The organism is Gordonia jacobaea (genome assembly GCF_001186365.1).
Classification (GTDB): Bacteria; Actinomycetota; Actinomycetes; order Mycobacteriales; family Mycobacteriaceae; genus Gordonia; species Gordonia jacobaea.
This window is the reverse complement of sequence record NZ_LDTZ01000016.1, coordinates 468,566-481,434: the sequence shown is the minus strand read 5'-3', so window position 1 is coordinate 481,434 and position 12,869 is coordinate 468,566. Positions and strand designations below refer to the sequence as shown.

Genomic DNA, 12,869 nt, shown 5'->3' with positions numbered 1-12,869 from the left:
TCGAAAGCTCAGCTCGGATCGAAGGTCCGCACGTCCTCGCCGGCCTCCCAGTGCTTCCAGAGGTTCTCGGCGAGCTCGCGATATGCCGTGGCGCCCTTGTTCTTTCGACCCCGCATGACCGACGCGCCCGACGCCGACGCCTCCGCGAACCGCACCGTCCGCGGGATCGGCGGCTCGATCACGGGCAAATCGTACCGATCCGAGACATCGGAGAGGACGTCACGACTGTGAGTGGTCCGAGCGTCGAACAGTGTGGCGACGGCACCCAGCATCGTCAGGTTGGGGTTGGTGATCTGCTGGACCTCGTTGACGGTACGCAAGAGCTGTCCGACGCCGCGATGTGCGAGCGTCTCGCACTGCAGGGGCACGATCACCTCGTCGGCCGCGGTGAGCCCGTTGAGCGTGAGCACCCCGAGCGAGGGCGGGCAGTCGATCAGGATGACGTCGAAATCCTCGGCCACCTCCGCGAGCGCCCGCTTGAGCGCGTACTCGCGCCCGGGCCGCATCAACAGCAACGCTTCGGCGCCCGCGAGGTCGATCGTCGCGGGAAGCAGCGTGACGTTGTCGGCTGTGTCGAGGAGAACGTCGGCGATCTCCTCGTCGCCCAGCAGCACATCGTGGACCGATGCCTGGAGTTGATCGGGATCGTGACCCAACGAAAAGGTAAGGCACCCTTGCGGATCGAGGTCGACGACGAGCACCGACGCGTCGAGGTCGGCGAGCGCGGCGCCCAGGGACTCGACAGTGGTCGTCTTGGCGACGCCACCCTTCTGATTCGCTACCGCCAACATCCGCGTCATGCGAACACTCTACGACCCGTCAGATCACAACGTCTCGAGCGCACCGGCTTGTCACACACAATTTCCATCGTGTGATCGAAATCAACGTCCCGGTTCGAAAGCCCCGGTTCGATCCGACATCCGTCCCGAGGACTTTCACTCACTCAGAAGCGTCGAGGTCTCCCGAGATCCAGCGCACCGACGCAGGGTGGAACAACAGCACCAGCGTCACCACCGCCGCGATAGCCAACGGGATCGCGAAACCCACCTGATGACTGGTGAACAGGTAGTAGGCAACCGGGAGAAGCAGAATCTGGGCGACCAACGAGATGGCCCGACCCCACCGACGACCGAGCAGCAGCGCGATCCCGCCGACGAGAACCCCGCCGAAGATGATTCCGAACCAAGCCGCTGTGCCGTATCCGCTGATCGCCGCCTCGTGGTGCCCCGCAGCCGCACGGATCACCAGGACGACAGCGAAGATGACCGCAATCGCGCCCTCGAGCGCCGTGATGGCCCCTGCCACGCGTAACTGAACCGGGCATACCTCGCCCGTGTTCGACGCCGTCTCGGCCTTCTCCCGTCCGTCTCGCGGTGCCGACTTACGCGCACTACGACCGGCCGGGTCCTGCTTTTTACTCACACGACCAGAGTATTGGGTGCACGGAGTACGGGGGCGCAGGGTCGGCGTTCGCTGCGACCCCATATCCTCGGGAGTCGTGCGCGTCATGCTCATCGTCAATCCCTTCGCGACCGCGACCACTGCCGCGGGTCGTGACGCGCTCGTCAACACCATCAGCGCTCGCGTCCCCGTCGACGTCGAGCACACCACGCACCGTGGTCATGCGGGCGAACTCGGCGCGCTCGCCCGAGAGCAGGGATACGACATCGTCGCCGTGCACGGCGGCGACGGCTCGGTCAACGAGGTGGCCAACGGCATCCTCGGATCGCCCACCGATTTCGATCCGAATCTTCCCCGCCCGGCGCTCGCGATCATCCCCGGCGGCAGCGCCAACGTCTTCGCGCGCACCCTCGGGATCGATTCCGACCCGCTGCGCGCGACGCGCCAACTGATCGACCTCGTCGACGCCTCGTCGATTCATCGAATCGGATTGGGGCACACGGATACTCGCTGGTTCCTGTTCAACGCGGGAATGGGCATGGATGCCGTGGTGGTGCACGCGATGGAGGACAAACGCCACGCGGGCAAAGCGGCAACACCCGGCCGATACCTGTGGACGACGGTCAGTTGCTTCATTCGCGGGTCGTCGAGCCAGCCGCCTTTTCGCGTGCAATACGACGGCCACGAGCCGATCGACGGTGTGCGGTTCGCCTTCGTCAGCAACACCACGCCCTGGACGTTCCTGGGCAATCACGAGATCCGCACCAATCCCGGCACCGACCTCTCCGCACGTCTGGGGCTGTTCGCGGCGACGTCGACGGGCGTACTGCGCAACGTCGGACTCGCCACGCGGCTACTCACCCAGCGCAACCCCAAAGCGCCGCACCTCATTCGCGACGACGACGTCGAGTGGGTGCAGTTCGACGCCGACGAGCCGATCGACGTCCAGATGGACGGCGACTACGTCGGCGCGTTCACGTCAATCCACTTCGCCCACCGCGAGTCCGTACTCGGCGTCGTCGCTCCGTAATGGAGGGCCGCGGGCTCGTTGCGCCGCCCGATGGCAAGCACATCGCCCCCGAGCAGCGCAAACTCGACGCCGTATCCAGCCTCATCTGACTCATCGGTCAGATGAATTTCGGGTTACGCGCAGGCAGACGCCAATAGTCGAGTGACCACGATCACGTATCGGGGTGCCAGAATGCGATCTATGCCACTAGCTGCGGAAACATATCGGCAATAATCGAACAACCGGCGTAGCATAGAACATTGGCACGGACGCGAGTGCACCACCCCCCTCCCGCAAAGGGCCACGGAGAGTGATATTGCACACGTGTCAGCGGAACACCATTGACTTCGGCTGGATTCGTGAAAGTATTCACAAGCAACAGCACGGAAACATTTGGTGTGTCTACGTGAACTGATGGTTACAGCCACAAGAAGCAAGATTTCAATGACGAGTGGTGCGCGCAACACACGCACCTGAAGGAGAAGGAATGGACTGGCGTCACAAGGCAATCTGTCGCGACGAGGACCCCGAGCTGTTCTTCCCGGTGGGAACCAGTGGTCCGGCTATCGCACAGATCGCCGATGCGAAGCTCGTCTGCGCGCGGTGTCCCGTCACCGCCGAATGCCTGTCCTGGGCTCTCGAGTCCGGTCAGGACGCCGGTGTGTGGGGCGGCATGAGCGAGGACGAGCGCCGAGCACTGAAGCGTCGTACGGCACGCACGCGGACCCGCAGCAGCGTCTGATCGACTCACAAGCAGTCTGATCGACCCACGGCCCCGAGATATCGGGACCAACAAAAAGACCCGGCCAACGCGCCGGGTCTTTTTTATTGCCTCACGTCGGCGTGCGGGCGTGCAGAGGAACAGCGATACGCGCCTGCGCTCCCCGACCTTCCGGGTTCGGCCCGAGTTCCAGCTCGCCGCCGAGCTCAATCGCGACGAGGGTCTGCACGATCTGAAGCCCCAAGCGCTCCGAATCGTTGATGGAGAAATCGGCCGGCAGCCCGGAGCCGTTGTCGCGCACCGTCACGACCATGCGCCGCACGTCGCGGTCGGCGGAGATCTCGATCCTGGCGTCGTCATGCACCTGAGCTGTGTCATCGCCGCGGTCATCTCCACGCGGGCGCGCGAAACCATGCTCGACGGCGTTCTGGATCAGCTCGGTCAGCACCATCACGAGCGGCATGGCCAGCTCGGCGGGGAGTACTCCGAGTCGGTCACGGTGGCTCACCGAGACCGGCGTCTCCCCGGCGGCGACGTCGACCATCGTGGGAAGCAGCCGCGAGACGGCCTCGTCCATGTCGACCTCTTCGTCGACGCTGCCCGAGAGCAACTCGTGCACGGTGGCGATGGCTGCCACTCGTCGAACCGCCTCGACGAGTGCCGATCGCGCTTCCTCGTTGGACGTGCGACGTGCCTGTAGACGCAACAGCGCAGACACCGACTGCAGGTTGTTCTTGACCCGGTGATGAATCTCCCGGATGGTGGCGTCCTTGCTGATGAGCGCGAGATCTCGACGCTTGACCTCGGTCACGTCGCGGATCAGCACCACGGCACCCGAACTCACCCCGCGCGGACGCAACGGCACCGCCCGGAGCAGCACGGTCGCCCGCCGCGCGTCGGCTTCCATGCGCATCCCGATGTCGGGGTACGGCCCCTCCGGCGGCGCGACGACGCCCGCGGCGACGTCGATCATGGTCGCGGCGTCGTGGGACTCGAACGGGTCGGTCAGCAATGACGTCGTGACTTCTGACAGCCGTCTCCCCGAGAGCTCCGATGTCCACCCCATGCGATGGAACGCCGACAGCGCGTTGGGACTCGCATAGAGCACGACGCCGCGCTCGTCGATCCGCACGAAACCGTCGCCCGCGCGTGGGGTCGAAAGGCCTCGCGGGTTGACCTCGAGGCGCGCGAACGTTCCGTCGGCAACCATTTGGCACAGGTCGTTGGCCGAGTCCTGATATGCCAGTTCGAGCGGCGACGGCAATCGCGGATGGGTGAGGTCGACAGCCCTGGTGAGGACACCGATGACCTCGCCCGAGAATCCGACGGGGACGGCCTCGCGACGAATGGCGACCGGACCGATCCAGGTGGGGTCCTCCTCGCGGAGGATGTGCCCTTCGTCGAATGCCCGCAGCGCCTGCGGGTTGGCGTCCGCACCGACGACCATGCCGACCTGATCGCTCGGGAACACCGTCGACGCGGTGTTCGGGCGACACTGCGCGACCGTCACCACCTCGCCGTTCTCGGCGCGCACGGCGAGCAGGAAATCGGCGAAGGAAAGGTCGGCGAGCAATTGCCACTCGGCGACGACGCGCTGCAGGTATGCCGCTGCGCGGTCGGAGAGTGTTGTGTATTCGGCGAGGAGATCGGCCAGCGTCGACATCGGTGACGGTGTGCGGCTACTCGTAGGTGGCGATGATGTCGCCTGCCTGGATCACGTCGCCCACCTTGACCCTGACGTCTGCGAGCGTTCCTGATTCCTCGGCGAGTACCGGTATCTCCATCTTCATCGACTCGAGCAGGACCAACGTATCGCCGATCTCGATGGGCTGACCAGGGGTTGCGCGGACTTCCAGAACACTCGCCACGATCTCGGCGACAACGTCTTCTGCCATGTGAACAACCTAGTCCACCGCTGTGACAGGGAGGGCGCACACCGCGGTGACAGACTGCCGGCAGGAGATCGCGGCACGAAAAAGCCCGGGCGGACGCGGTCGGTATGACCGTCGATCACGCTCCGGGCGTTTTCTTTGGCACGCAGCTCAGGCGTTGGGGCGCTTGCCGTGGTTGGCTGCGCTCTTCTTGCGTGCGCGCTTCTTGCGTCCGCGCTTACCCATGACGGGCCTCCTTCGTCTCCGATGTGCTCAGTGATTGTCCCACGTCGCACCCCGAATCCTGGAATCGGTACCGGTCAGACCTGGGTCGCTTCGACGAAAGCGGGATCACTCTCCCGAGGAATACCGCGTTTCACGCACGACGACGGTCTTGCGGATCTCGATGCGCAGCCGGTCACGCAGGCTATCGGGTGCACGATCTCCCCCGCACTTGCGGTTGATCAGCGCCTTGAGCTGACTCTCGATGCCGTAGTGCGCCAGGCACGACGGGCACTCGTCGAGGTGTTGCTGCAGCCGGGCGCGAGCTGCGGAATCGCACTCGTTGTCCAGCACCAGCCAGACGTCGGCAATCACCGCGGAGCAATCGAGTGAGGTGAATTCGGGATCGTCGGCGGGCGGTACCGGCGCGACGTCGGGAGTCGAGTCGCTCATCGTGCCACCCCACTCTCGGATGCGGGCTCACGGATGAAGCCTCGGTCACGTGCGACGTCTGTCAGCAGTTCACGAAGTTGACGTCGGCCACGATGTAGACGTGACATGACCGTTCCGATGGGCGTGTCCATGATCTCGGCGATTTCCTTGTATGGGAGACCCTCGACGTCGGCGTAGTAGACGGCCATCCGGAAGTCCTCCGGAAGCGCCTGCAGCGCAGCCTTGATCTCGTCGTCGGGCAGTGCGTCGAGCGCCTCGATCTCGGCAGAGCGCAGACCGGTCGACGTGTGCTCGGCATTGGCCGCGAGCTGCCAGTCGGTGATCTCGTCGGTCGGGTACTGGGCGGGCTGACGCTGCTTCTTGCGGTACCCGTTGATGTAGGTGTTGGTCAGGATGCGATACAGCCAGGCCTTGAGGTTGGTTCCCTCGCGGAACGAGGCGAATGCCGAGAATGCCTTGACGTACGTCTCCTGGACCAGATCCTCTGCGTCGGCGGGATTGCGCGTCATGCGCAGCGCCGCGCCGTACATCTGATCGAGCAACGGGAGCGCGTCACGCTCGAACCGTTCTGTCAGATCGGCATCGGTCTCCGAAGGATCGGCGCGACGAGGTGCCGCCGAACCCGCTGCCGAGGTCGAATCATCAGTTGTCGACGCTTCGGTTTCCGGCGCTTTAGTTTTCGACGCTTGTGAGGCGGTGTCGCTTGTCCTGTCAGCACCGCCGGCAGAGTCGGGGGACTCGGGAGAAGCCACGTAATTCCCTTCGCTGATGACTCCGATGCCGCCGGACCCGGTGAGGGGTCGCGCGGGCGCACCGGTGATGTCGATCAAGCTTACCGACCCGGGTCCTTCTCGCAGCTCACCAGGTCGTGGTTGCCCCGGTCGTTCGAGCAACGTCGCTCCCATCGGCAATCCACCTCCTCGATCTGTTGAATACGCTCAATCTGTTGATGTCGCGGTGTTTTTGTCGCGGTGTCGATATGTGGTGATCGCCCGCTGAACAGGGGTTGCGAGCGCCCTGACATTGTTGGTCAACAGGGCTGCGCCGACAATTGTTCCGCACATGTCCGATTTGTTCCGGCGTCCGCGTCCGCGGCACCGCTGACACATCTGGAGGTTCCGATGGCGGCGACACCCGCGCTCGCGGCGCTCAGCAGGGCCGATGTGCCGCACGAGGTACACAGCTACACCCACGATCGGAAGTCGCAGGCGTACGGAGCGGAGGCGGTGGATGCGCTCTCGACAACACTCGGGGTTGCACCCGAGCAGATCTTCAAGACCCTCGTCGTGGCATTGACCGGAGGTCCCGGCGGCCTGGCCGTCGCCGTCATCCCGGTGCCTCGCAAGCTGTCGCTGAAGGCCGTCGCGGCGGCACTCGGAGCGTCGAAGGCGGTGATGGCCGAGGCAAAAGCCGTCACCCGATCCACCGGTTACGTTCTCGGCGGTGTGTCGCCGCTCGGCCAGCGAACTGCACTGCCGACGGTCATCGACGCTTCTGCACTCGAATGGGACCGCGTCCTGTGCAGCGCGGGCAAACGCGGCCTCGAGGTGGAACTGTCGCCCACCGATCTGATCGCCGCGACGTCGGCCGTCACCGCCGACATCGCGGCCTGAGCGTTCCCCCTCTGTGTCTGCAGGCGTCTCTGTCGGCTCCTCGTGTCAGCCCCCGTGTCAGCCCCTCGTGACAGCATGGACTGCATGTGTGGACGTTTCGCGGTGACGACCGACCCAGCCAAGCTCGCGGCCGAGATCGACGCGGTCAACGAGGTGCCCGCGTCGCCGCCCCCCGCAGACGATCAGCCGAGCGACGATCGGGAGCCGCGCACGCTTGGCACCAACTACAACGTTGCCCCGACGTCGACGATCCTGACCGTCGTCGAACGTCATTCCCACGACGACCCGCACGACGATCCGCGGCTGCGCGTGCGGGCGATGCGGTGGGGACTCGTACCGACATGGGCCAAAGAGGTCGGCAAGGGGCCGTTGCTGTTCAATGCACGTGCCGAGACCGCCGCGGAGAAGAGTTCGTTTCGCAGCTCGGTGAAGTCCAAGCGCTGCCTCGTGCCGATGGACGGGTGGTACGAGTGGAAGCCCGGCCCCGAGAACAGCAAGGGCAAGCCGACGAAGATCCCGTTCTTCATGTCGCCAGAAGACGGGACACGCCTGTTCATGGCGGGGTTGTGGTCGGCCTGGCACGACCGTTCGAATCCCGACGCGCCACCCCTGTTGAGCTGCACCATCCTGACCACCGACGCCGTCGGCGACCTGCGCGAGGTACACGACCGCATGCCGCGCATCATGCCCTACGACAGTTGGGATGCCTGGCTCGATCCCGACCACCCCGCGCCGTCGGAGCTCTTCGCCCCGCCGAGCGAGGCAATCGCCGACGCGATCGCGATCCGCGAGGTCTCGCCACTGGTCAACCGCGTGGCCAACAACGGACCGGAGCTGCTGGCACCGGTCTGACGCTGGTGGCACTCATCAGTCGGGAACGAGTACGGCGGCGCCGTCGAATCGGCCAGCCTTGAGGTCGGACAGCGCCTGGTCGGCCTTCGACAGCGGGTAGGTGTGTGTCGTCGCTGCGACACCGTAGCGGGCGGCGAGCTCGAGGAATTCGCGTCCGTCGTCGCGGGTGTTGGCGGTGACCGAGCGGATCTCCTTCTCGTAGAACAGCTCTCGCTCGTAGTTCAGTGCGGGAATGTCGGACAGGTGTATGCCGGCGATCGACAGCACCCCTCCCCGGTCGAGTGCGCGCATCGCGACCGGGACCAGGTCGCCGACGGGTGCGAAGGTGATCGCAGCGTCGAGAGGGACCGGCGGGGCGTCGTAGGCACCGTTGACCGAGGCCGCTCCCAACGACCTGGCCAGCGCTTGTGCTTGTGCACCACGGGTCATGACATGAACCTCGGCGCCCTGCGCGATCGCGAGCTGTGCGCACAGGTGTGCGCTGCCGCCGAAGCCGTACAAGCCGAGACGACCACCCTCCGGCAGCGAGGCACGCTTGAGTGCGCGATACCCGATGATCCCCGCACACAGCAGGGGCGCGAGGGTGACGTCGTCGACGTTGTCCGGCAGGTGATAGGCAAAGTCGGCGGGGACAGTTGTGTATTCGGCATAGCCGCCGTCGACGTCCCACCCGGTGTATAGCGAAGCGGGACAGAGGTTTTCGCTCCCCCGCTTACAGTAGGTACACGTGCCGTCGGTGTGGTGGAGCCATGCAACCCCGACCCGAGCGCCCCGCTCGAAGCCCAGCGCCCCCTCGCCGGCCTCGACGACTTCACCGACCACCTCATGTCCTGGCGTGACGCCTGGCCGGTGCACCGGAAGGTCGCCTTCGCTCACGTGGAGATCGGTACGGCAGACACCGCACGCACGAACCCTGACCAAGAGTTCGCCCGCACCCGGCGTCGGGACTGGTTTGTCCACCAGCTCGAGCGGATGTTCGTCGACCGGTCCTGGTCGGGTGACTGACCACGCACGCATGTCTCCACCCTATTCCGGCCGCGCGGTGTGTACTTGCTCCATGAACTCTCTCCCCGAGAAGTGGCGCCTGCATCGTGGCGACGCCCCGGTGCTGGTTCGTCTCCTCGTGAGCATTGTGGTGGGCGGGGCGGTCGCGGCTGGGATCTGGTCGGAACGCCCCACCGCCGCACCGCTGGCGGGCTGGGCTATCGGCGCAGGTCTGTTCGTGCTGTGGACATGGTTGGCGCTGTGGCCGATGGACAACGAGGCAACCGAGGCGCACGCCAGCCGCGAGGAGCCCACGCGCTTCGGCGCGTTCGTCATCGTGCTACTGGCAGCTTTCGTGAGCCTCATCGGGATCGTCGAGGTACTGACAAGGAAAGACGCGGTACTCCTCTTCATCGCACTGCTATCGGTGGTGGCATCGTGGGCCGCCATCCACACGATGTACGCAACCCACTACGCACGCATGTACTTCGGCGGCGACGGGGTCAGTGAAAATACCCAGAAGGGTGACGGGCCGCTGATCGACTTCCATCAGTCGGAGTCACCGCGCTACAGCGACTTCGTGTACGTCGCGATCACAGTCGGGATGAGCTATGCGATCTCCGACACCGACGTCGGCTCATCGCGGCTTCGTCGGACACTGGTCTTCCACGCCCTGCTGAGCTACTTCTTCGGCACCGTGATCGTCGCGCTGCTGATCAACCTCACAGCGAACGTCGGATCGTAACGAGGAACCAAACCCTCTCTCCCAGACTGCAACTCAACGATAGGAGTAGGACTCCAACGGGTAGCAGTCCATCTCGCGCAGTGTGGTCAGCGTCGAATTAGGACGCAGGAGCGTCGCCTCGCCGTGTGGGTCGAAGTAGTAGCTGCGCGACGTCGCACAGTTTCCGCGATAGAACACCGACGACTGCAGATGCTCGGTGACCTCGTCGAGGAACGCGTCGTTGGCGGCGTCGGTCACCTCGAAGACCTCGGACTTGCGTCGACGCATCTCGCCGAACAGGCGCGCGATGTGCTTCATCTGCGCCTCGATCGTCGTGAAGTACGAGAGCCCGCTGTAAGAGTACGGACTGTTGAGCGACAGGAAGTTCGGGAAACGCGGAACGGTGATGCCCTCGAACGCCTGGAAACGGTTGTCGCGCCACCACTTTCCGAGGTTGCGACCCTCTCGACCGATCACGGTCATCGCGGGAAAGTTGGTGTCCCACAGGTCGAATCCGGTGGCGAGTACGAGCGTGTCGATCTCGTGTCGCGTTCCGTCGGCACTCACGATCGCGTCGGGTTCGAAGTGTCCGATGCCTCCGGTCTCCAGCGTGACGTTCGGCCGCGCGTAAGCCCGAAAGTACTTGTTGGAGAATGTCGGTCGCTTACACCCGAAGTCATAGTCGGGTGTCAGCGCTCGCCTGGTCGCGCGGTCGGGAACCTGGGCGCGCAGATGCGCCCGGGCCAGCAGTGCCGCTGCCTTGTTGCCCGGTTTGAATTGCTTGAAGTGCAAAACGCCGAAGACCATCAGCATCTCGAGCAGCGAGGTGTTCACCAGACGAGCAGTGCGTTGTGTGAGCGGCACCGTGGCGAACAGATTCTGCAGCGCAGCGGGAATGGGGAAATCGACCTTGGGCACCACCCAGATCGGTGTGCGTTGAAAGACCGTCAGATGCGCCGCGTCGCGTGCGGCTTCGGGAATCAATTCCACGGCCGTCGCGCCGGTGCCGATGATTGCGACCCGACGCCCGGTGAAGTCGAATCCGTCCTCCCAGTCGGCGGTGTGCAGCACCTTCCCTTCGAACGAGTCGAGCCCGGGAAAATCGGGGACGTGCGGTTGCGACAGGAATCCCGTGGCGGTCACGTAGTAGCGACAGGTGCGACTCGAACCATCTGCGGTGTACACGGTCCACAGCCGCGACTGCTCATCCCACTCAGCCTTCTCGACGCTCGTGCCGAACTCCATGTGCCGCTTGAGGTCGTACTTGTCGGCAATGTGCTCGGCATAGCGTTTGAGCTCCGCGCCCGGAGCGAACAGCCGCGACCAGAACGGATTCGGCTCGAACGAATACGAGTACGTCACCGACGCGATATCGACTGCGAGGCCCGGATAGTGATTGACGTGCCACGTGCCACCGAGGTCGTCTTCGCGTTCGAGAATCGCAATCGATTCGACGCCCTGCCGCTTGAGTTCGATGGCGCCGCCCATTCCGCCGAAACCCGCGCCGACGATGACGACCTCATGATCTGGCTGCACCACGATCCGACCTCACTCCCCGAAGTATCTGTGACCTACAAACACAGTAACCCAGGTCACTTCGGAGGCAAAGAGTGGCGGCTTACGGTCGACGGGAGCTCAGCCGATCGATGAGCCGTCGTAGAGGACGTCGAAGAACTGCGTGGCGACGAGCTGCTCTCCCTTCTTGCGATCGACGCCGAGTTGCCTGCGGTACTTGGCGACGTGCTGCAGCGACAGCGCCGAGTACAGCAGCGGCAGGTGATCCTTGCGCTGGTCGTAGACACCCGCCGCACCCTTCGCCGCCGCGCGATTCGTTTTCCAATGCGACGGATGCATCAGTACATCGCGGATTACGGCAGCCTTGATCATCTTCTTGCGTCCCGGCGGGACCACGACCAGCTCGCCCGGATCGAACAGCGCGGCGTCGAATTCCTCGGGTGTGGCGATGGTGCACCCGGCGGTGGGACGCGGATTGCACTCCACCATGTGGTGCACGCCGTCGTCGGTCACCAAGAAGTCGAAGCTGATCTGGCCGTGCCAGTTCAATTCACGCGCGATGGTTTGTGCCGCGTGCAACGACTCGGGAGAATCGACCGACTCGAATACGATTCCGCCCCGATTGTCGATGGCCAACGGGTGCTCATAGCAGGAATGCAGCACCACCTCGCCGTGGTGCACCACGCTCCAACTGCACCGGTCGACACCCTTCAGGTATTCCTGCACCAACCACGGGTCGTCCGCGGTGGGATGTACGGCGTCGAGACTCGTCTCCGCGGCGAGTGGACCGGTATTCGTGACGACGTCGAGCCCGCCGCGGCCGTAGGCGGCGCGCGCGAACCAGTGCTCCCAGTGAGCGGTGGCCGCCCGCAGTTCGTCATCGTTCGTCGCCGTGATCGATTCGGCCACAGGAAGATTCAACGACCGACACAGCTCGGCGAAGGTCACCTTGTCATGCACGCGATGCAGCGTCGAGAAGTCCGGAAAGAACAGCTCGAGGTCGGGGTGCCCCGCCAGCAACCGGTCGCGATGGTAGGCGAGGTAGAACACCTCCTCGAACATCGGCAACAACCAGGTGACGTTCTCGGCGTCGATGATGTCGACGATCGCGGCGATGAACGCCTCGGTCTCCTGGGTCGGCGCGGGCACCGTGAAATGCTTGGAGGCTCCGCGTGAATGGCTCCCCGGTGCGGAACTGAACGTATCGGCGGCAATTACTCGCCGCCCGGTCACGCCGAGCTTGTGAATTTCATCGACGGCAAACGGCATGCGCGACGTGGTGGCAAGAATCGTGGGATCGATGGCTGGCACGGATATACCGTAACGGTCCGATGCGGCTTGTGCGGCGATAGAGGACATTCCCGGCATGAATCCGACGGTGCCTAGCGGCCCTCCCCGATCGATCGGTAGATGTGTGTCGAATCGAAAGATGTGGGTGCTGCAGCACCCACATCCTTACGTAAGACACACATTCACCAGAAACGCACCCGATCCCGCTACGGAA

General features: G+C 64.4%; 15 protein-coding genes. 5 read left to right on the top strand and 10 right to left on the bottom strand.

All coding sequences use genetic code 11. The annotated features are described in order from the left end of the window. Window positions 1-8: 8 nt before the first annotated feature. Window positions 9-800, bottom strand: coding sequence for a ParA family protein (locus tag ABW18_RS10935; protein ID WP_049698965.1), 792 nt, complete (start codon window positions 798-800; stop codon window positions 9-11). A 139-nt stretch (window positions 801-939) separates the two neighbouring features. Next, entirely contained in the window at window positions 940-1,422 is a 483-nt protein-coding gene (locus tag ABW18_RS10930) for a hypothetical protein (protein WP_053117445.1), read from the bottom strand. A gap of 85 nt (window positions 1,423-1,507) precedes the next feature. Between ABW18_RS10930 and ABW18_RS10925 the strand changes: the two genes are divergently transcribed. Then, complete coding sequence (locus ABW18_RS10925; protein ID WP_049699072.1) at window positions 1,508-2,431, top strand: diacylglycerol/lipid kinase family protein; 924 nt, start codon at window positions 1,508-1,510, stop codon at window positions 2,429-2,431. 466 nt (window positions 2,432-2,897) lie between these two features. Then, complete coding sequence (locus ABW18_RS10920) at window positions 2,898-3,152, top strand: WhiB family transcriptional regulator (RefSeq protein ID WP_005170735.1); 255 nt, start codon at window positions 2,898-2,900, stop codon at window positions 3,150-3,152. A gap of 91 nt (window positions 3,153-3,243) precedes the next feature. Here ABW18_RS10920 and ABW18_RS10915 read toward each other — a convergent pair whose 3' ends face one another. From ABW18_RS10915 to ABW18_RS10900, 5 genes are all read right to left on the bottom strand, one after another. Then, window positions 3,244-4,794 carry a sensor histidine kinase gene (locus tag ABW18_RS10915; protein ID WP_049698963.1) on the bottom strand — a complete coding sequence of 517 codons (1,551 nt, stop codon included), beginning with the start codon at window positions 4,792-4,794 and terminating at the stop codon, window positions 3,244-3,246. 16 nt (window positions 4,795-4,810) lie between these two features. Next, window positions 4,811-5,026, bottom strand: coding sequence for a biotin/lipoyl-binding carrier protein (locus ABW18_RS10910; RefSeq protein WP_049698962.1), 216 nt, complete (start codon window positions 5,024-5,026; stop codon window positions 4,811-4,813). Between the two features lie 147 nt (window positions 5,027-5,173). Next, entirely contained in the window at window positions 5,174-5,248 is a 75-nt protein-coding gene (locus ABW18_RS23475; RefSeq protein WP_109239415.1) for a 50S ribosomal protein bL37, read from the bottom strand. A gap of 105 nt (window positions 5,249-5,353) precedes the next feature. Next, window positions 5,354-5,677, bottom strand: a complete 324-nt coding sequence (rsrA, locus tag ABW18_RS10905) for a mycothiol system anti-sigma-R factor (RefSeq protein ID WP_049698961.1) — start codon at window positions 5,675-5,677, stop codon at window positions 5,354-5,356. Further along, a complete protein-coding gene (locus ABW18_RS10900; protein ID WP_231894367.1) occupies window positions 5,674-6,429 on the bottom strand; it encodes a sigma-70 family RNA polymerase sigma factor in 756 nt (251 codons plus the stop codon). Before ABW18_RS10900 ends, rsrA begins: the two co-directional genes overlap by 4 nt. Before the next feature lie 369 nt (window positions 6,430-6,798). On the opposite strand from ABW18_RS10900, the gene ybaK reads away from it, so the two are divergent. Then, the gene (gene ybaK, locus ABW18_RS10895; RefSeq protein ID WP_049698959.1) at window positions 6,799-7,290 is read left to right on the top strand and encodes a Cys-tRNA(Pro) deacylase; all 492 of its coding nucleotides are present in this window, start codon (window positions 6,799-6,801) and stop codon (window positions 7,288-7,290) included. An 84-nt stretch (window positions 7,291-7,374) separates the two neighbouring features. Further along, entirely contained in the window at window positions 7,375-8,142 is a 768-nt protein-coding gene (locus ABW18_RS10890) for an SOS response-associated peptidase (protein ID WP_049699071.1), read from the top strand. 15 nt (window positions 8,143-8,157) lie between these two features. Here ABW18_RS10890 and ABW18_RS10885 read toward each other — a convergent pair whose 3' ends face one another. Next, window positions 8,158-9,159 carry a zinc-binding alcohol dehydrogenase family protein gene (locus ABW18_RS10885; protein ID WP_049698958.1) on the bottom strand — a complete coding sequence of 334 codons (1,002 nt, stop codon included), beginning with the start codon at window positions 9,157-9,159 and terminating at the stop codon, window positions 8,158-8,160. 40 nt (window positions 9,160-9,199) lie between these two features. Between ABW18_RS10885 and ABW18_RS10880 the strand changes: the two genes are divergently transcribed. Next, entirely contained in the window at window positions 9,200-9,871 is a 672-nt protein-coding gene (locus ABW18_RS10880) for a DUF1345 domain-containing protein (protein WP_049698957.1), read from the top strand. Window positions 9,872-9,904: 33 nt separating this feature from the next. Here ABW18_RS10880 and ABW18_RS10875 read toward each other — a convergent pair whose 3' ends face one another. Both ABW18_RS10875 and ABW18_RS10870 read right to left on the bottom strand, forming a co-directional pair. Beyond that, window positions 9,905-11,386 (bottom strand): flavin-containing monooxygenase, encoded by a 1,482-nt coding sequence (locus tag ABW18_RS10875; RefSeq protein ID WP_049699070.1) that lies wholly within the window; start codon window positions 11,384-11,386, stop codon window positions 9,905-9,907. Window positions 11,387-11,485: 99 nt separating this feature from the next. Continuing rightward, the gene (locus ABW18_RS10870) at window positions 11,486-12,724 is read right to left on the bottom strand and encodes an ATP-grasp domain-containing protein (RefSeq protein ID WP_049699069.1); all 1,239 of its coding nucleotides are present in this window, start codon (window positions 12,722-12,724) and stop codon (window positions 11,486-11,488) included. Window positions 12,725-12,869 lie beyond the last annotated feature (145 nt).